Annotated in this window: 17 protein-coding genes; 8 read left to right on the top strand and 9 right to left on the bottom strand. The window is 48.5% G+C overall.

Features of this window, described 5'->3' with window-relative positions; all coding sequences use genetic code 11:
- Positions 1–127 precede the first annotated feature (127 nt).
- The 5 genes from IC230_RS28210 (at position 128) to IC230_RS28190 (ending at position 7,521) form a co-directional block, all read left to right on the top strand.
- Positions 128–3,064, top strand: coding sequence for a SusC/RagA family TonB-linked outer membrane protein (locus IC230_RS28210; RefSeq protein WP_223860908.1), 2,937 nt, complete (start codon positions 128–130; stop codon positions 3,062–3,064).
- 11 nt (positions 3,065–3,075) lie between these two features.
- A complete protein-coding gene (locus tag IC230_RS28205) occupies positions 3,076–4,761 on the top strand; it encodes a RagB/SusD family nutrient uptake outer membrane protein (RefSeq protein WP_191042414.1) in 1,686 nt (561 codons plus the stop codon).
- Positions 4,762–4,874: 113 nt separating this feature from the next.
- Entirely contained in the window at positions 4,875–6,443 is a 1,569-nt protein-coding gene (locus tag IC230_RS28200) for a glycoside hydrolase family 43 protein (RefSeq protein ID WP_191042413.1), read from the top strand.
- 182 nt (positions 6,444–6,625) lie between these two features.
- Positions 6,626–7,096 (top strand): DUF2306 domain-containing protein, encoded by a 471-nt coding sequence (locus tag IC230_RS28195; protein WP_191042412.1) that lies wholly within the window; start codon positions 6,626–6,628, stop codon positions 7,094–7,096.
- 62 nt (positions 7,097–7,158) lie between these two features.
- Positions 7,159–7,521, top strand: coding sequence for a hypothetical protein (locus IC230_RS28190; RefSeq protein ID WP_191042411.1), 363 nt, complete (start codon positions 7,159–7,161; stop codon positions 7,519–7,521).
- An 85-nt stretch (positions 7,522–7,606) separates the two neighbouring features.
- On the opposite strand, the gene IC230_RS28185 is transcribed toward IC230_RS28190, so the two are convergent.
- The 5 genes from IC230_RS28185 to IC230_RS28165 form a co-directional block, all read right to left on the bottom strand.
- Positions 7,607–7,807, bottom strand: coding sequence for a hypothetical protein (locus IC230_RS28185; protein WP_191042410.1), 201 nt, complete (start codon positions 7,805–7,807; stop codon positions 7,607–7,609).
- A gap of 169 nt (positions 7,808–7,976) precedes the next feature.
- Entirely contained in the window at positions 7,977–8,396 is a 420-nt protein-coding gene (locus IC230_RS28180) for a GNAT family N-acetyltransferase (protein ID WP_191042409.1), read from the bottom strand.
- Positions 8,397–8,511: 115 nt separating this feature from the next.
- Entirely contained in the window at positions 8,512–9,264 is a 753-nt protein-coding gene (locus tag IC230_RS28175; RefSeq protein WP_191042408.1) for a hypothetical protein, read from the bottom strand.
- Between the two features lie 76 nt (positions 9,265–9,340).
- Complete coding sequence (locus IC230_RS28170) at positions 9,341–9,643, bottom strand: DUF1330 domain-containing protein (protein ID WP_191042407.1); 303 nt, start codon at positions 9,641–9,643, stop codon at positions 9,341–9,343.
- 73 nt (positions 9,644–9,716) lie between these two features.
- Positions 9,717–10,148 (bottom strand): LytR/AlgR family response regulator transcription factor, encoded by a 432-nt coding sequence (locus IC230_RS28165; RefSeq protein WP_191042406.1) that lies wholly within the window; start codon positions 10,146–10,148, stop codon positions 9,717–9,719.
- 299 nt (positions 10,149–10,447) lie between these two features.
- Between IC230_RS28165 and IC230_RS28160 the strand changes: the two genes are divergently transcribed.
- Positions 10,448–10,828, top strand: a complete 381-nt coding sequence (locus tag IC230_RS28160) for a hypothetical protein (RefSeq protein ID WP_191042405.1) — start codon at positions 10,448–10,450, stop codon at positions 10,826–10,828.
- Positions 10,829–10,973: 145 nt separating this feature from the next.
- Complete coding sequence (locus tag IC230_RS28155; RefSeq protein WP_191042404.1) at positions 10,974–12,218, top strand: glycosyltransferase family 4 protein; 1,245 nt, start codon at positions 10,974–10,976, stop codon at positions 12,216–12,218.
- A gap of 5 nt (positions 12,219–12,223) precedes the next feature.
- Here the strand turns inward: IC230_RS28155 and IC230_RS28150 are convergent, their stop codons facing one another.
- Entirely contained in the window at positions 12,224–14,062 is a 1,839-nt protein-coding gene (locus IC230_RS28150; RefSeq protein ID WP_191042403.1) for an ABC transporter ATP-binding protein, read from the bottom strand.
- 64 nt (positions 14,063–14,126) lie between these two features.
- Positions 14,127–15,179, bottom strand: a complete 1,053-nt coding sequence (locus tag IC230_RS28145) for a glycosyltransferase family 4 protein (protein WP_191042402.1) — start codon at positions 15,177–15,179, stop codon at positions 14,127–14,129.
- A gap of 313 nt (positions 15,180–15,492) precedes the next feature.
- On the opposite strand from IC230_RS28145, the gene IC230_RS28140 reads away from it, so the two are divergent.
- Complete coding sequence (locus tag IC230_RS28140; protein WP_191042401.1) at positions 15,493–16,533, top strand: glycosyltransferase family 4 protein; 1,041 nt, start codon at positions 15,493–15,495, stop codon at positions 16,531–16,533.
- 52 nt (positions 16,534–16,585) lie between these two features.
- Here the strand turns inward: IC230_RS28140 and IC230_RS28135 are convergent, their stop codons facing one another.
- A complete protein-coding gene (locus IC230_RS28135) occupies positions 16,586–18,535 on the bottom strand; it encodes a heparinase II/III domain-containing protein (protein ID WP_191042400.1) in 1,950 nt (649 codons plus the stop codon).
- A gap of 86 nt (positions 18,536–18,621) precedes the next feature.
- Positions 18,622–19,824 carry an alginate lyase family protein gene (locus IC230_RS28130; protein WP_191042399.1) on the bottom strand — a complete coding sequence of 401 codons (1,203 nt, stop codon included), beginning with the start codon at positions 19,822–19,824 and terminating at the stop codon, positions 18,622–18,624.
- Positions 19,825–19,890: the final 66 nt, after the last annotated feature.

The raw sequence follows: 19,890 nt of genomic DNA, 5'->3' as shown, positions 1-19,890 counted from the left end.
GATTAAAATGTACCTTTTTTCGTCCCCACTTGTCAATAGGTGGCGGGCTGTGATTTGTTTTTTGCTGACTATTAGCTCGTTAGTAGTTCAGGCAAAAAATCCAGCACACGTATCGCGAACAACAGATATGTCCGATGGGAAAGACGTTGCTGACGTCACCATTACTGGTCGCGTAACGGATGGAACGACCAACGAAGCACTAGCGGGTTGTAGCGTTGTGCTGAAAGGCACCTCGCGCGGCACAACCACCGATGCCAATGGCAGTTACCGTATCGTCGTGCCCAATGCAAACGCGACGCTGGTATTTGGGTTCATTGGTTTCGTCTCGCAGGAAATTGCCGTAGGCTCTCAAACCACCATCAACGTAGCACTGAAAGCATCGGCCTCTGATCTGAATCAGGTCGTGGTTATTGGCTACGGTAGCACCACCAAACGCGATATGACCGGCTCGGTCAAGTCAATTAAAAGCGGAGAATTCAACCGGGGGATCATCAACTCACCGGAGCAACTGATTCAGGGAAAAGTGGCTGGCGTGAACGTAACGTCGGCTAGTGGTGAGCCCGGCAGTGCGCAGAGCATCACCATCCGTGGACCGGGTGGAGTACGTACCGGCAGTACGCCCCTGTTCGTACTCGACGGGATTCCACTCGACAACTCCAGCACGGGTGGATCGACCAATCCGTTAACGTTTCTGAACCCGCAGGATATCGAGTCCGTCGACGTATTGAAAGATGCATCGGCAACGGCCATTTACGGAGCGCGGGGTGCCAACGGTGTGGTCCTGATAACGACCAAAAAAGGTAAGTCCGGAAGCGCTTCATTCACGCTCTCGTCGAACCTGGGGATTTCGAAAATGGCCCGGCCGCTGCCTGTATTTTCGGCGGATGAGTTTCGGCGGCAGGTAACAGCACTGGGTGGTGTTTTAGACGATAAAGGGGCTGCAACCGACTGGCAGAAAGAGATCAGCCAAACGGCTTATACCCAGAATCACAATCTATCCTTCAGCGGGGGAGCGGAAAAACTGACGTATTACGGCTCGTTCGGAATCCAGGACCAGCAGGGTGTTCTGAAAAATAGTTCGCTCAAGCGGTATACAGGTCGCGTTAACGTATCGCAACGGTTCCTGGACGATCGGCTCACCGTCGACGTAAACCTGACGGCTTCGCAAACAGCCAACCAGCGGCCAGGGGGCGATCTAGGCGGAGGAGCGGTCTCCATTGTCGGCAGCGCCATTTCGGCTAACCCAACCTTTCCGGCTTACGATGCGAACGGGAACCCGGCTCAGTATCAGGGTGCTACAAACCCACTGACAACGCTCGCGCTGGAGAAAGACGTAACGACCATTAATCGGGTGGTGGGTAGCATCTCGCCTTCGTTTAAAATTCTGCCGAATCTGGTCTATAAGCTCAACCTGGGCATCGATAATTCCAGCTCAGTACGTGATTTGCAGTCGCTCGCCAACGCGGTGCCGCAGCAGGACGGACGATTGGCCAGTACGTACAGAACGAACCGGAATACACTGATTGAGAACTATTTTACGTATACCTGGACAAAAACCAGCCATAATATGACCGCCTTAGTGGGTCATTCGTACCAGAAGTTTTTCGTTCAGACCCGCGACTGGAGTATCAATAAATTCCCGATTACGCCCGTTGAACCCATTTACAATCCCGGACTGGGCCAGGACCTGTCGCTGGCCAACAACCGGCCAACTGGCTCTGCGTTTGAAAATGAACTTCAATCGTTTTTCGGTCGGGTCAATTATCAGTTCAACGACAAATACCTGCTGACAGCAACGGTGCGGGCCGACGGTTCGTCGAAGTTCGGGACGAACAATAAATACGGGGTCTTCCCGTCAATCTCGGCGGGCTGGCGATTGTCTGACGAAGCCTTTCTGAAGTCAGGACCGTTCAGTGATCTGAAACTACGGGCGGGCTGGGGCCAGACGGGTAACCAGGAAATTCCGGCTAAGATTACGCAGGCGCTTTACACGGCGCAGGTGTCGGGCACAACGAGTTACCCGCTCGACAACACGACCAGTTATCCGGCTGGGATTTCGTACACGCGTCTGGCCAACCCCGACATTCAGTGGGAGGTATCATCGCAGGCAGATGTTGGATTGGATTTTGCCCTGTTCAAAGGCGCACTCTCGGGTTCGGTGGATTATTTCAACAAAGTATCTAACAAGATTCTGCTGGAAGTTATACCGGCCGATCCCATCCAGCCCGCCAGTACGTACTGGACCAACGTACCGAACATGAGCATTGCCAACCAGGGTGTTGAGATTGACCTGAATTATCGGTACGCCAGCCTGAGCGGCTTCCGCTTCGACATCGGTGGAAATATGACGTTTATCAAGAACGTCGTTCGGAATTCGCCTTACTCGGTCATTACGTCGGGATCGGCGCAAGGATCGGGGCTGACGTCGGCTACGGTGAATGGCTACATCAACGATCAACCCATTGGTACGTTCTTTCTGAAAGATTTTACCGGTTTTGACGATAAGGGCATCAGTACGTACCGTGATACGGACGGCGACGGCATCGTGACGGACAAAGACCGGATTGCGGCTGGTAGTGCGCTACCGACCAAGCAGTACAACATCAATACGAGTCTGGCCTACAAAGGCTTCGATCTGGCGATTAATTTTAACGGCGTAGCGGGTAATAAGGTCTATGACAACACGGCCAACTCCAATTTCTACAAGCTGCGGTTGTCGAAAGGATTGAATACGACGCCCGAAGCCATCAAATACTCGAACGAGTCGATTAACAACTCAGCACCCGTGTCGACGCGCTTCCTGAAAGACGGCGCTTTTTTCCGGCTAAACAATCTGGCGTTGGGGTATAATCTGAGTCCAAAACTGATCGGCATGAATCGCTGGATCAATGCCATCCGGATTTCGGTAACGGGCCAGAACCTATTCGTGATCACCAAATACGATGGTTACGATCCGGAGGTCAACAACGATCGGACAGTCAACGGCATTTCGTCGTACGGAATCGACTACCTCAGCTATCCCAAAGCCCGTTCGGTCATTTTCGGCCTCAACCTTACTTTCTAACACCGACAGCCATGAAAAAAATAATCCTCTCTCTACTAGCCCTAGTCAGTCTGGCCGGTACGTATAGTTGCACAAAGCTCGAAGAAAACGTACTCGACGAAGCATCCGTATCGGGTCTGTCCGACAAACAATTGGCGGATGGTAACTTGGCACCGGTTTATGCGCAACTGCCCAATATTTTTCTGCATACCAATTACTTCAATCTTCAGGAAATCTCGACCGATGAGGCCATTCTGCCTTACCGGGGAGGCACCGACTGGGGTGATAATGGCATCTATCTGGCGATGCATCAGCATACAACGACCAGTACGGACCCAAATCTGCTCAGCACCTGGAACTATCTGGTGCAGAGTCTGTCACGTTCTGTTTCGGCCATCAATGCGTTGCCTTTGCTCAAAGATCCGAGCGCGAAAGTGTATCTGGCCGAAGCGCGGGGTATGCGGGCGTACTACTCGATGGTGATGCTCGATCTGTTTGGTATCGTGTTTGTCAAAGAAGACCCACAGGCCACTTCGGCTATTCTACGCGGAGAAGCCGCTTACAACTACATACTGAAGGAGTTAATCGCCGTAGAACCAGATTTGTTGCCCACCGTTGGCCCCGGTCGATTGAGTAAAGGCGCGGCCTGGGGACTGTTGGCTCGTTTGTATCTTAATGGAGCCGTTTACCGCGATCGTTACGCTGCCCAATTTACGTTCCAGTCGGCTGATATGGACAAAGTGATTGAGTACTGCGACAAGATCATCAGCTCCGGTCAGTACCAGTTGTCGCGGGATTATTTCTCGCTTTTCAATCAGACCAACCACGATAATAAGGAACTGATCTTTGCGGTCGATCAACGGGCCGAACTGAACGGCAATAACCGGATGGCGTATTTTTCCCTATCGGGTGATCAGTTTCCAATTCCGGCGTATCCGGCGGCTAATGGTACCGATGGGCCGGGGATAACTCCCGATTATTACCGAACCTGGGTCAGTGCCTACGGTTCGCAGGACCCGTCCGTCGATCCGCGTTTTTACAAACAAAATCTGTCGATCTACTCCAATCCCGGCGATTCGTGCGTGGCTGAAGCGGATTTTAACGTCAATCGGGGGATTTTGCGAGGGCAACAATACGGTCTGCTTCGGGTGAATGGAGCATTCGTGAAATGCCCTGATGGTAAGTTCAAGGTCGGTAGGCTCTTTAACGTAACGCGCAACCGCCCAACGTTACCCGTCAATTTTACGGAGCAGATCAACTTTACCGTGGCGGGCAGCGACTATAACACAGGCTATCGGGTTGAGAAATATGAGTTCAGCAAGAAGTCGACCAGCGGCCGGAACTTGGGCGACGCTGATATTGTGATCGTGCGACTTGCTGACATCTATCTGATGCGGGCAGAAGCCAAATTACGGAAGAGTAACGATGCCGCTGGAGCCTTGGCCGACGTGAATACCGTTCGTGCATCGCGCACACTCACGACGCCACCCCCCGCGCTAACAGCCATGAACCTGGATTTGTTGTGGCGGGAGCGGGGCTTCGAGTTCTATTGGGAAATGCTACGTCGGACTGACATGATTCGGTTTGGTAAATACGAAGGAACCTGGACTGAGAAGAGCGATAACAACGTCCGTAAACGTATCTTCCCAATTCCGCAGACCGCAGTCGACGGGGCGTCGAACATACCGGGGTATCTGGTGCAGAATGAAGGGTATTGAGTAGAATACGTTTGTGTTACAGTATTTGACCCCAGCGGGGTCAAACAATATGATACGTTTTAATTTTGCCTTTAGATAACGCCCATAGAGATATTTACTCTTTTAAGAAGTTCATGGTAAAAATTATTCTGATTGTCCTTACGAGCTTATTTATGATGACCCACGGCATGGCGCAATCTGCTTCGTCATCGAAGGATACGATCCGTTATCAGAATCCGGTTATTGCGGGCGATTTTGCTGATCCGTCAGTTATCCGCGTTGGTGATACGTATTACGCGGCCGGTACGTCGTCGGAATGGGGACCGGCTTATCCAATGTATACGTCAAAGGATCTGGTGAATTGGGCGTACATCGGACCAGTTTTTAAGAAGCTTCCCGCTTGGACCATGGGCAGTTACTGGGCGCCCGAGTTATTTTATCGGAAAGGTATGTATTATGTCTACTATACTGCCCGCCGAAAATCGGATAAGCATTCGTTTATCGGCGTAGCGACGACGCAGGATCTTCGGAAAGGATTCACCGATCACGGCTTGTTGCTCGAATGGACCACAGAAGCGATTGACCCGTTCATTGTTGACGAAGGCGGAAAACTAGTTATTACGTGGAAAGCCTACGGTCTCGATAAGGGTAAAACCATTGAAATTCTCGGGGCTGAATTGTCGCCGGATGGCCTTAAGGTGACGGGCAAATCGTTCTCTTTACTGAAAGCAGACCGCGACAACTGGGAAGCGGGTGGTACCGAAGGGCAGGCTATTTTCAGGCGTGGCCGGTATTACTACATGACCTATTCCGGGAATGCCTGCTGTGGGGCTAATTGCAATTATCAGGTTGGTTTGGCCCGTGCCGAAAAATTACAGGGACCGTGGGAGAAATTCGCCGGGAATCCGGTGCTGGTCAGTAATGATGCGTGGAAATGCCCCGGTCATGGAACCGTCGTTACGACGCCCGACAACCGCTACTTTTATCTGCACCATGCTTACAGTGGTACTGACTTTACGTTTACCGGACGTCAGGGCGTGCTTAGCGAGCTGGTCTGGAATGAAAAGACCCAATGGCCTACGTTCCGCTATGGAACCGCAACCCCTGTGCGGGCTGAATCACCCGCGGGCAGCTCGCAAAAAAAGGAAGATAACGTAGTGGTTGACTTTAACAAAGCAAAGCAAACCATTCCCTGGGTGTGGGATGTGAGCCAGCCTGAGCCTGTTTTTACTGTTCAGAATGGTCAGCTTCAATTCGCGAATACGGCCTCTACGCCAACGGGGAGTTTTCTGGGATTAGTAATAAAAAACGGTACGTATACCTTATCGACTGACGTTAGCCCGAAGGCGAATCTGCTCCAAAGCATCTGCCTGTACGGAGATGCTAATAACGCTCTGGGATTGGGTGTTCAAAAAGGCTCGCTTGAGCTATGGGAAGTAAAGGATGGAACACGTACCGTGCTAAAGACACAACCCTTGGCTGAAAACGCATCTGTCGTTAAACTCCAACTGCGGAGTCGTCTGGGACGTTTATATGAATTCGGCTGGCAAACCAACGAAGGCGCTTATCAACCCCTAACAGAAACACCCCTTGATGGTTCCTTTTTGCCGCGTTGGGACCGGGCTCCACGCGTCGGTATTGCGGTTTCAGGACAGAAAGACGCTACGAGTCTGATCCGTTCCATTTCCATGAAGTACAACTGATCCGTTATGAGTGGAGCAAGCCTCTATGCTCTAGATTTTCCATAGCTGATCAGGATACATGTCTTTATGTATTTATCCGCCATCGAACCAGCTTCACGGCTATTTTTCCCGCATTGGTCAAAAATATCATCGACAGACTGAGACCCGAATTTACCTTTGGCGATCATCTCCGATGCATAATCATGATCCATTCTACACTTGGTTTATTTCACTTCATTTCTGCTTTGTTGGCTATGCTTAGCGGAGCTGTTGTCATCACTAAACCCAAAGGCGGGCTGTTCCACCGACGCATTGGCTACATCTACGTGAGTAGCATGCTACTGCTTAACCTGACTGCTTTTCAGATTTATCACCTATTCGGCCGGTTTGGTCCGTTCCATGCATTAGCCATCGTGAGTCTGTTCTGCCTGATCGGGGGCATTGTCCCCGCACTACTTCGACAACGTATCAAGAATTGGATTCACTGGCATTATTACTTCATGAACTGGTCGATTGTGGGCTTGTACGCTGCTTTCTGGGCCGAGCTTTTCACCCGCACCCTCCCAATAAACCAATTCTGGCCCATTGTTCTGGTTGCCAGTAGTATTACCAGCTGGATTGGGGCCTATTTTATTCGCAAACACGCTCCTCGTTTACTAGCACTACGTAAATAGAACTAGTTCTTCTAAACAATTAAATTCGGTTGCTGTTTATGATATAAATAAAATATACCGTTATGAAAATTGCTGTAGAGAAAGGACAGGATAAAACATTGCTGGCAGATGGCCGCCAACACGTAACGATTACCGATATTGAAGAGGGAGCCAGCGAATACAAAGAGATACCGTTTTTTGCGGTTCGCTTCGAGAACGACGAAGGCTACGTATCCCACCGCTTCTATCAGTCTCCGGCGGGTATGCCAGCGATTATCAGCTTATTTGACGAAGCGGGTATACCGGTTCAGGAAGGCAAAGAGCTTGATACCAAGCAACTAATAGGTAAAGAACTGACCATTGAAGTTGGTGAACGTTCTTATACTGACCCACAAAGTCACAACGAACGGACCCTGAAACAGGCAATTAATTTCCTGGTCAGCTGAGAACAAATTACGGCTAGTATGCTCCTACAAGATGACAAAGCATCGCTAGGGCGTACTAGCCGTATTTCATAGTACAAGTAAAAGATCAGGCAATACCATACTCGCTCATTAATTGACTGAACTGCTGCCAGCCAGCCATATCTGTTTTAATAACGACTCGTTCCTGGGCTAAGTTTTCTGCAGGAATGTCGCGGATTTGAACAACCGTATTGGGCACTTGATTGAGCCGAAATTGTAAATGTCTGGCAAGAGGAGCCGAGAGAGAAAAGTTACCGATGATTCGCATAATTCATTCAATTTGTTGTTTTTAATAAGCCTAACTAATTATTGCGTAAAGTGTTTGGTACTAAGTATTTATGATATAATTTACATCATTAACTTTGATCTTTTAACGTATTGGCAAGGCAGGTCACACCAATAAATCCTTAACGTTTCCTATTTGCTGAAAAGGAGGTTTAGGAACCCGATAAGCGACGGAGTGGCTTCCAGAATCGGATTGAGTCATCATGGATCTCTCGCTTAAGTCCATAGCCGTGTTTCCCCAGAAATTTTCCCAGTGTTCGTTTATCCGTACCAGCAGTGGTATAGCTAACCGATTGAGGATCTACGTGACCTCTAATCCAGTAAGCGCCTTCCCGACGGGCAAAGGCTTCTACTTCCTGTAATAACTGATCCCCAAAACCCTGTTGTTGCTGGGCTTGATCGCTAATAACCAGATCGTTCAGGAAAAAATAAGGCTGGCCTTCATACCATACTACGTATTGCCTAAACTCACCCATCGCATAGCCGATAGGTTGATTCTCGTCGTCGAGCAGGGACAATTGATACGCCTGAGGAGCTGAAGAAAGCTGAGTTAGTTCGACGGTATATGCCATAGTTTAACGGATTTTATATTGCAAATAAAACATAAAATCCGTTAAAACATAGTATTGATGTATTAGTAAGATTAAATTTAATTAGATCGCTCTGGAAATCCAGTCGGCTGACTAATTACCACACACGACTGGCGATTACGTTAATGAAGGCGTTTACCAGTAAGGCAATGCCAAAAGAGAAGGCAACCGAAAACTCGCGTAACAGGAAAACCTGTAGAAAGAGAAACGTAGTGAAACCCAGCAACCCCATCACGAGTCCGCGTAGTGTGGTGATAGTCGCATTACTTCCTTGCTGCGTATGCGAAAAAATGGCCAGTACAGACGTCATGATCGGAAATGGCGTTAAAATGCCACTCCATTTGGGGCCAAGAATGCTGGCCAGACCGGTGATGATAAGTACAAACACAGTTGCAACCCCCATCCGGATCGGAATATCGAACGGAATACGTCGGGCAATAATTGCCTGGCTCGTTGGGAGTGGGAAAAACCGTAATGCCAACAGGGTAAAGGCTATCACAAGCATATAACTCACATATAGATTCAACTGTAAAGAATTGATGACTACAGCGGCAACGGCATACAAGCTATACGAGAGCAGCAGGGTAGGCAGCCAGGTTAGTTTTTTGGATAGTGTCGAATAGCTTAGGCAAAAAATAATTAAGGCCAGAATCCCCGTCATTACGCCCTGAATCGATTCAATAGCAAAAGGCTTGCCCTGTTCAAGAATGAAAAACAGCAGAATAGGTCCGGCGGTCCAGGGCATACTCCCAATTAATCCACCTATTTTATTGCCCCACTTTCGAGCAACCAGCGTGACCAGTGCAATGACGCCCGGAATAAGTGTAAGTTTTATGAAAAGAAGATTCATTCGTTTTCCTGCTTGTATTGGATACCTAAATGAGCTGTGGATTAGTTCATCTTAGTAGACCTACAGTCAACGAATACTACAATAGCTTTCCTTCAATCAGCATGACTCGTTCAATAGACTGATCTTTTAGCGGTACGTATTGCAACCGTTGCGGATCGTCTCGGTAAGCCTCAAAATCCTCCCGACTGCGAAAGCTGACGAGGTGAATCTCGTAAGGATTGCCAAAAGTCGTAGCAACTACCGACGATTTGGGCGGTCTCACCCGGTAGATCAACTCCCCGTGATGCTGTTGAAGCAACGGCAGAACCTGGTCTTCAAACGAGTGAAATACATCCTCCCGGCCCGGTTTTACAAATAAGATTTGGGTGTAATAGATCATGGCTTCGCCTGGTTCTGGTATCGGAAAAATTACGTAGCAGTACCCAAACATGTGGTCTTCCACAAATATACGGTTAGAGCAATTCGCGTACTTGTAACTGTTCCAATACCCGCGGTTTGTAATACCGACCAATAGGCAGCATTTGACCCGGTACGTTGATGCGGGATTCCGTCATCGAAATTATTTTCGCTTTAGCCACGATAAACGATCGATGAATGCGCAGGAATTGCTCGCCAGGGAGTAGCTCCTCGTAATACCCTAATGTTTGGCGGGTAACAATCTGCTGGGTAGATGTAGTGATCTTTACGTAATCCCGCAAACTCTCCAGTGAAATGATTTCCCGAAGCGAAACCCGGATTAACTGACGATCTTCTTTGACGAAAAGGAAAGGCTCTTCTGCGGCTAGCGGAGAGGTTAGTGGAACCGCTGGCTTGTACGTAAATACTTTTCCGACGGCCTTCATGAAGCGATCGAAGAGAATGTGCTTGATGAGATAAGCCAGCACATCGAGTTCATAACCATCCAGCGCGTACTCCCGGTAAGCCGTGGTAAGAATGGTTTTGGGTGGGTTGGGTAACCGATTGCCGGTACGTCGTTCATCACTTCCGGCTTGCTTTTTTCCACTTTAAAAATCAGTTCGCTCGGGCTTAGATAAGTTGAATCCTGGACCGTATTCGGCGCACATTTGGCTACCATATTGCCGGCCCTGAACGACATCATCTGAATCTGATCAGAACGTGTTACCTGAATGCGTAGCTTTGAGAGAAGGAAACGCTTAGTTGTAAAGAATAACTCGATTCGTTAATGAATCTAACCCGGTTACTCATTCTTCATGCCGTCGTTACGTTCGCGGCTGGTGTTGTGCTGATTGTTACGCCCGGTTTAATTCCCGGTTCGGTAAACATTCACTTGAATCCAGAGGCCAATCTCCTGTGTTATCTGCTTGGTGCTTGCGAGGTGAGCCTGGCAGTGTTGTCTTACTACGGCACGAAACTCAGGAATGTCGAGGCTATACAGCTTATTTGCCTGACGTTCATTGTGCTTCATAGCTTGACGGCGGCTGTCGAAATTTACGCCTTTAGTCAGGGAGCAAGCGCAAAAATTTGGGGGAACATAGCGCTACGTATCGTGGTGAGCGGGTTATTTATTTATTACGGCATCGCGAAAAAATCAAAAGTCTTGTAACCCCTCTGCCAAAAAGTTCGTTTCCAGTAAAGTCAGCTTTACTGATAATTGCACGTAATCAATAGGTTCAGAAATAATCAGTTTATTTTAGCGATCATATTCGCTTAGCGTACTCAACGAGTAGGCGTACAGCACTACGCATTAAATGAAAAGAAAAATAGCTTTTGTCGTTCAGCGATACGGCGTTGAGGTGAATGGTGGCGCTGAATACCTGTGTCGTATTCTGGCCGAGCAACTAACCAGAACGAACACCTACGAGGTCGACGTATTGACGAGTTGTGCCCTGGAATATGTTACCTGGGCTAACTGGTATCCGGCCGAGACTACCGATATAAACGGCGTGCGGGTGCATCGGTTTACGGTTGCGCACGAACGTCAGGAAGGTGATTGGCCCAATTTGGTGGAGCGTAAAATCAAAAAATGGTCGCGTCCCGAAGAATGGCAAGGATTGGGTCGGTTACGAATGTGGGGGCGAGCGTTGGTGGGGAAGAGCGTTCGGCGCTACAGTCAGATATGGGCGCAAAATCAGGGTCCTTATACCCCTGACCTGATTACCTATCTGAAGCGTAACCATAAACAGTATGATGCGCTAATCTTTATAACGTACTTGTATTTTCCTACAGTTGCCGGACTGAACGTAGCGCCTAAAAAGTCGATTTTTATCCCTACAGCGCACGACGAAATCCCTATCTACCTGCCCGTGTTTCGGGAGGTATTCCAAAAGCCCAAAGCGATTCTATTTCTCACCGCGGCCGAAAAGCGCTTCGTCCATCAGTTGTTTCGTAACGAAGCAATTTACAACGACATCCTTGGTATAGGTATTGAATCGAACCAGGCGACTGCCGGTGTTTCTGTCGCTCAACTGTTAGGTACCGATTCACCTTATCTGATTTATATCGGTCGGATCGATTTGGCGAAGGGCTGCGATGACTTGTTCAACTACTTTATTCGCTATAAGGAAAACAAGCCCGGCCCCCTAAAGTTGGTGCTGGTTGGTCAGACATTCATGCCATTGCCCGAACACCCTGATATAATTCCGGTAGGATTTGTGGAGGAAGCCGTTAAAGTCAGTCTGTTAAAAAGCGCTAAACTATTGATTATCCCCTCCCTACAGGAAAGCTTATCAATGGTTACGTTAGAAAGCTTCGCCTATGGCATTCCCGTCATTGCCAATCGGGGTAGCGAAGTTATAAAAGACCATATTGAATTAAGTCAGGCAGGACTTTTATACGCAGACTACGCTGGTTTTGAACAGGCAGTTGATCAGCTTTTGGTCCAGGATTCAAGTGAAATGGGCCGGAAAGGAAAGCTGTATGTGGACCAAAATTACACTTGGGATAAAGTGCTGGCCAGGTTTGCCAAAGCCGTCGACTACGTAGCGACTCGGTAAGCGGATTATTGAAGTAGCTCGTGCATTTTATTCAGCCGTTTGTAAACGCTGCCTTCGTTGCTGAGTAGCTCGTAGTGGTTACCACGTTCAATGATTTTTCCGCCTTCCATAATCAGAATCTCATCGGCTTCTTTGATGGTACTCAGCCGGTGCGCAATGACCAGCGTAGTACGGCCTTCCATCAGATTGTCAAGGGCTTGCTGTACTGATTTTTCCGATTCGATGTCCAGGGCCGACGTCGCTTCGTCCAGAATCAGAATGGATGGTTTTTTGAACACCGCACGGGCAATACTCAGCCGTTGCCGCTGACCGCCACTCAGGCGAATACCCCGGTCGCCAATGTTCGTGTTGTAGCCATTCTCGGTTTCCATGATAAAATCATGGGCATTCGCCACTTTGGCCGCTTCGATAACGTCCTCCATGCGGGCATTGGGTTTGCCTAGCGCGATGTTATTGAAAATCGTGTCGTTGAACAGAATGATCTCCTGCGTCACGAAACTCATCTGCTCTCGCAGTGATTCCATGGTAAAATCCCGAACGTCGACTCCATCAATTTTAACATTACCGCGGGTGGCTTCGTAGAACCGGGGAATCAGATCGGCAATGGTCGATTTTCCTACGCCTGACGGTCCGACGAGGGCTATTTTCTTGCCTTTATCGATCCGAAAGTTGATGTTTTTCAGGACGGGTTTATCGCCATACTGGAAGTTTACGTTTTCAAAGACGATGTCCCGACGGAAGGGGGGCATCCCTTTCGCATCCGGCTTATCTTCAATTTCAACAGGTTTGTCCAGCAATTCGAGAATCCGTTCGCCAGCGGCCCGTCCCTGCTGAATATTCGTTAGGGCGACGACAATGGCTTTGGCCGGACGTATCACCTGCGAAAAGATAGCAATAAACGCGATAAACGAACTAGCCTGTAAATTACTCTGACTACTTAATACCAGACTACCCCCATACACCAGAATACAGGCCACCACAAAAACGCCTGACGCTTCGGAAAAAGCCGGAGCCAGTTCCTTGCGCTTAAACCCATCCAGACTGGCCTTCCGATGGAAATCATTCTCTTTGCTGAACTGATTGATCACAAACGACGTAGCATTGAACGATCGAATGATCCGCATACCCAGCAACGTTTCGTCCATCAATGTCAGCATTCGCCCCATCGAGGCCTGTACGTCCTGGGCTTCCTTCTTCAGTTTTTTAGTAACGGCCGCTATACCAACGGCAGAGATCGGGATAATGATCAGCGTGAAGAGTGTCAGTTTCACCGAAATAGCGAAAAGGGCGACGAAATAGCCGATAAATACGTAGGGTTCTTTGAAGATAACTTCGAGCGCATTGCCCGCGACCCCCTCAATGGCATACACATCGCCGTTGAGTCGGGACAGCAGATCGCCTTTGTGTTCCTTCGTGAAATAGCCGAGATGTAGCCGGTTAATTTTGTCGAACAGCGCTTCCCGCAGCCGTTTGACCAGTAACGTTCGGGCTTTGAGCAGACATTGCTGGGCCAAAAACCGGAACGAGTTTGTCAAAATTACGGCCACTACAATCATTCCTGCCAGGAAATACAGGGCGTGAATGGGGTTGGTCGTTTTGAAATGATAAATCAGATGGTAGAAGACATCTTTAAAATAATCGGGCGATAGCCGGAAGGCGGGCATCGATCCATATTTGGCGGCAACCGCCGTGTTCATCGGATCGAACAGAAAGTTGAGCAGTGGAATGATCAACGCAAATTGAAATACGTTGAAAAAAACACTGATAATGGTAAAGATGAAAAAAGGAGTAATAAATTTTCCGTAGGGCCTGGCATATGCCATCAGCCGCCTATAAATCTTCATTCGTTGGATTTAACGTGAACAGATCGTTCTGAACTCAGCCGAATCCGAAGTCATTCCAGAGTCGTTAAGTTAATGACCGATATACTTCAATGTATTTTCTGGCCGAGTCGTTCCAATTAAAGGTAGCACTATGATTTTTCATAGCTTCCTTCAACTGACTGCCTGCGTTTCTATAATGGTTCATTCCCGCCATAAAATCGCCGTGCATGTTGTCCAGGTCATGAAAATAAAAGGCCAGATCCTTTCCTATTTCGGGCAAAGCGGTATGTTTTGATAGAAACACGGGTTTACCAACAGACATTGCTTCGGTAACCGGAAGACCAAAACCTTCGGCTAAAGAAGGCATCACGACCGCCTGACAATTATGATAATACCAGGATTTCTCTCCTTCCGTTACTTCCGACACCAAATGCATTCGGTCTTCGACATTTAATTCGCAGGCGTGTCGTTTCAGAAAATGCGCGTAATCTTTGTCTTCGTGCCGCCCCGCCAGAACCAGTTCCAGCTCCGGGTTACTTTGCAGCAAAGGTAAGATTTGATGCTGATTCTTTTTGCGGGCAATAGTCCCTATGTTAAACAAAAACGGCACCTCTGGACGGTATGAACTAGCTTCCAGCGATGGCTTAGGTAAGCCATTGGTGCCGTTGTAGATCATGTAAATGGGTTTGCCAGACGTATTACAATGGGTCAGCACATCGTTTTTAGTGAATTCAGAAATACAGACGATGGCATCACTTCGGTCAATATTACGTTGCACATGTTTCAGATCCCGCTCTTTTTTCTGGTCTGGCTTATCTTCGTGCAGAAAATTAAGATCGTGAATCGTGAGTAGTACTTTTATGCGTTTATTCCGTTGAGGCAGGTAATGAGAACTTTGATACGTACTGTGCCAGATCTGAAACTTACTGACCGACGGCATAAAGAATTTCTGTAAGGAGTGCTGAGCAAGGCTTGGTAGCGAAGGACCAAAAACCGACCGAACCTGATCGGGAATGAAAACGGATAACTGTTCCTGAAGGGTATGTTGCTGAAGGGCAGTGCCCAGATTGAGGCAGTAATAATACAATCCTGTATTGACGTACTTCATCCGCTCACAATCGAAAATAATGCGACACATAGTATAAGGACCTCACAAGGTTGTTTAACAGGTTGATTAGCATAAAAACACAGGACCAACAAAGATGTTATTCTTATTGGATATAAATAGCAAGCGGCCATATTGATACGGCACACCTGGCCACTGTGTTTGTAACAGAACTACTCCTATAATTGACCCGAATGGAAGAGTAAGGGATGGAATGATGACTAACATTTAACAAATAATACCCACGAATGGAGGCTAATGTTGCATAAAATTAAAAAAATCAAATTTTAGTGACTTGGTTTCTCTCTATAGACTTATGTCCCGAATAATTTTTGATTGCAATTTGATGAAATTCCCGCACACTGGCTTGTATTATTACTGCCAGAATCTGGGGGAAGCCATCAACCAGTTACTGGCAGACGAGCACCAACCGTTGATGCAGATGTACCTGCCTCCCAGAAAGAAACTGATTCTCAGTCCCGAGCCGTATCATTTAATAGAACGGAAATGGCATAAATTTATTCAACCCTTTCTGATGGACTGCCGGATATGGCACGCTCCGTTTCAGTCCGGGCGGATTTTGCCGAATAAAAAACGATTTCCAAAGCTAAAGGTTGTCCTCACGGTACACGACCTGAACGTACTGCACGAAGGTAAACCGGAAGCCGTTCAGCAAAAAAGCCTCGCGCATACGCAATCGCTGATTGACCAGAGCGATGCTGTCGTTTGCATCTCTGAATTTACCAAAAACGACGTACTGACCCATTGTTCGGTAGGGGATAAGCCTATCCAGGTCATCTATAACGGACAGAATAAACTACCCGATGCGATTGGTGACGTAGTGGCTTACAAACCTAAACGAGAGTTTCTGCTGGGCATCGGCTATCTGAACCAGAAGAAGAATTTTCACGTGTTGCTGCCCCTCTTGCAGGATAATCCAGACCTGGAGCTGATCGTTATCGGCCATCAGGACGATCCAGACTACGTGGCCCGGATGGAGCAATCAGCCCAAAAAATGGGCGTTCAGGAACGCATGCATTTGCTCGGGAGGGTTTCCGAGTCGGATAAGGTGTGGTACTTGCGGCATTGCAAAGCGCTTGTGCATCCGTCTCTGGCCGAAGGCTTTGGCCTCCCCGTTATCGAAGCGATGCAGTTTGGCAAACCGGTTTTTCTGTCCACACTCACTTCGTTGCCCGAAGTTGGCGGTAGCGCAGCTTTTTACTTTCCTGATTTTGAAGCCAGTACAATCCAGGAAGTATACCAACAGGGCATGAGGGCATACGGAACCACAGTAAGTCAGGAACAGATCATACAAAATGCTGCCCGGTTCGACTGGAATAAAAGCGCTCAACACTATTTAGCCCTCTATCAATCGCTGATGGAGTAGTAGGTTGTATTCACTGGCTGAAGTTAAACGTAGCCCGTGGATACAGCTATAGTCACTTACGCATAATCGTAAAACTCTGTTTATCAGACATCTTAGGGGTCAACGTAGTGAAATTGATGCGGTAAATCGTGTCGCCCCATTTAGTAATGATGCCTTTGTCCTCGGCATTTTCCAGCTTTACTTTCTCGACAACCGGCTGCAGCTGTTTAGGATTGTATTGAACAACAAAGTCGTGAGCCTCACCTGTGGCAGGCTTGTAATGAATGATCAGTTCGCCCGGATTCCCGACTTCAGCAGGATAGCATGTCATGAGGTGCTGCGTTAGCGTATTCGCCGATTGAAGGTTAAATACGTCGCTGATCTGAACGCTCTTACCCCGATTCAGACGCACGGTACGTTGCCAGTTTTTTACGCCAGCTTCTTTTGAATACGCCTGCGCAATATCGACGGCAAACTGCGTAGCTGCGTCATCTGCTTTATACGATACGTTACTGGCTTTATAGGTCATGCCGGGCGGCTGATTCTGCCCGTTGATGGTCGGCAGATTGTGGTAATCCGAACAGTTGTACCAGATGTCGTACCGCTTGCTACTGAACGTTTTGGCGGTATATGTTCCTCGACCTACGTCGATCAAGAGCGGCTGACCATCATAGTAGACGACGTAGTTGCCGACATCGTTGTGGTTATGGCTTTCATCGTTATGCCCTCCTTTGGCGGCTACGTAGAAGCCCTTGGTTGTTCCGGCCTGGTCGCGGGCGGCAAAGACCTGAAGATCGGGCAGCCAGACATTTTTGGGTAACGGTAATCCTTGTGGAGCTTTCTGGAATTCCTCCTGCATAAACAGCGAATAGAAGTTCCGGAAATAATGGAATCGTCCAATCGAACCGTCTTCGGGCTTGCGGTAAAACGCACCAAACTTCATCATGTCGGGGTCGTTAATGGCTTTTCCGTATCGATAAATCATCGTAGCGGCCATACCGGGTTGCGGATCGGCATCGGCGAAGTTCAGGAAATACTTCTCGCTAATCTGAGCGCGATAAATAAACCGGCCCATGTTGCGGAATTTTTCGTCGGCGTAGACGTATTGAAACGCGTTGTTGCTGGCCGTGTTCAGCATGGCAATGTTGTCGTAGAGCGAAGCGGCTGCTGCGCCCCAGTAACTCGGCCCTTCATCGCAGCCACCGTCCTGTGGATACGGGTTGAGAAACTCGTCCAGCACGCTCAGGAGTTTCGCCACGGAGGCCGCTCGTTTGTCGTCGTCTTTTTCCAGCAGTAGAATGGCGTTTAACCAGTTAGAGCCAATCCAGGGATTCCAGTTATTCGGTGGACGGCCGTTTGAATTTTTCGTCATCCAGCCGTGTGGTTTGGTCATCAGTGGCTGAAAAACCCGGTAGTTGGTTTCGTTATAAATCCGTTTGCGAACCTGTGGCGAAACGGCATCCAGCTTATCCCCCACGTAATAATCGACCCAGGCCAGATACGTAGCGGTCTCGGCTGCAAACAAATCGACAAACGGTTGCGATACATCGACTAAACCCATGTATGCTTTTCCCTTCGGCAGATGCGCCGATGCGCCCCAGAACGATTCTTCACAGATTGACCAGACGCCGTCGATGATCTGGTCGATAAATCGTCCTTTGTTTTCGGCAATTTCTCCCAATAGCAACGTCCCCAGCACTTCCCGCTTTTGAAAACTAACGGCCTGATATTGATCGCGGTCACCAGTACGTTCGATCAGCAGCGATTTGGTTGCCGGAACGCCCGGCCATTGATACGTCAAAAACGATTCCGCCTTTTTTACGTAGGCTTTCATCATTTCCGGATCAGCTTTGGCCCATCCGGCCCGATCGTCCCGTTTCGGAAAAGGCGTCCATTGCGCTTGCGGAATCAGTACTTTTTTGAGCGCGTCATTTGAAAATTTACCACTCAGCAGATTCTGATTCTGAGCAAAAGCCGAGAGGCCGATAAAAATGGTCAGTACCAGAGCGAAAACGGTTTTCATAATGTGAGACCAGTGGGTGAGGAAAGGTACCACGGGTTTTAACCCGTCCAGCGATTGGCCTAAGAACGGGTTAAAACCCGTGGTACCTAGAATAATGTATTCGTTAGAACAAAAAGACTGTTGTCCGAATGCTTATACTGCGTTAGTGCTGGCAAATCTGTCGGTTTGTATTTCGAAATAGCCACCGTTTCGAGCGGACTGAAATCGTCGGTATGCAGGGCTTTGATCTGCTTATGCTCCCATGTTTTTTTGCCTTCGGCATACGGAACCATCCAGAGAAATGCCTTTTCAATGCTTTTTCCGTCGGGTGTTACGTAGCGCCACAAATCCGTTTGTACATTTTCGGCTAACTGGGCCAGAATAAAAAAGCCTTTCAGATTCATGACCGAATACCCCCAGGAGACGGTGCGGGCCAGTTCATGCGGCTGACTACCGTCTTCGTTCAACTGACTCTGAATTCGCTTTGTCGTCTTTTGCTCCAGAATCTGTTTTGCCAGCGCAGTATCACCGAGAAACAACGCAAAGGCAACCGCCTGAACGTCGTAATACGTACCGTGATTGTTGTGCTCGTCTTCTTCATCTTTGCCGACCGGACTCGTTTGCATCCAGGCCAAAAATTGACGAAACCAACCTTGCAACGCCACATGATCCGTCTGTGGCCAGGCTTTCGAACCTTTAAGCAACTGAACGGCATTGACCAGTTTCGCCAGCGCCCGCGTATCAATCAGGCCAATGCCCCGCCCGTCGGTGATTCCTGGAATCGCCTGCCCATAATTCAGGTTCGGATTCATCTTTGTTTCGGAATTCAGAAACCAGACACGTAGTAACTCTGCCGCGCGACGGGCGTATTTCTCGTCGTCGGAGAAATAATAAGCGACGGCCAGCAGTTCTACGTCGTTACACAACGCACTGATGTAATCCGAATCTTTGATAGAGAAACGTTCGGGATTGACCTGACCATCTTTCCGGATATACGGCAAACCATTGGCTTTTGTCGAATCTGGCCACCAATACGGTCCCACGCTCATGTAGTCGTGCTTGTCGCCACTGGGGGGTGTTTTGCTTTTCGACGTAACGGAATACGTTTCCTTTGTTAGCGTCTGATCGGCCTTTGCCAGTAGACTTTTTTGCGCCGTTACCAGCGTATGATTGCCTTTTTGAATTTGCTCTTTGTTGGCTTTCAGCAGCTTTGCATTCAGAAATACAGGCGGTTCCTGGATGGATTGCGCCAGCGTATTAGCAATGAGCAACGTACAAAGCAGGAATCCGATGGCGGAGAGTTTGTGCATGGGTTGATAAGCTTACAGTTCGGCGTACCGGGCTGGCGCTCCAGTCTGGAGACTACCGCACTGGCC

The sequence above is a fragment of the Spirosoma validum genome (assembly GCF_014699035.1).
In the GTDB taxonomy this organism is placed as follows: domain Bacteria; phylum Bacteroidota; class Bacteroidia; order Cytophagales; family Spirosomataceae; genus Spirosoma; species Spirosoma validum.
This window is presented reverse-complemented; position numbering and strand designations above follow the sequence as displayed.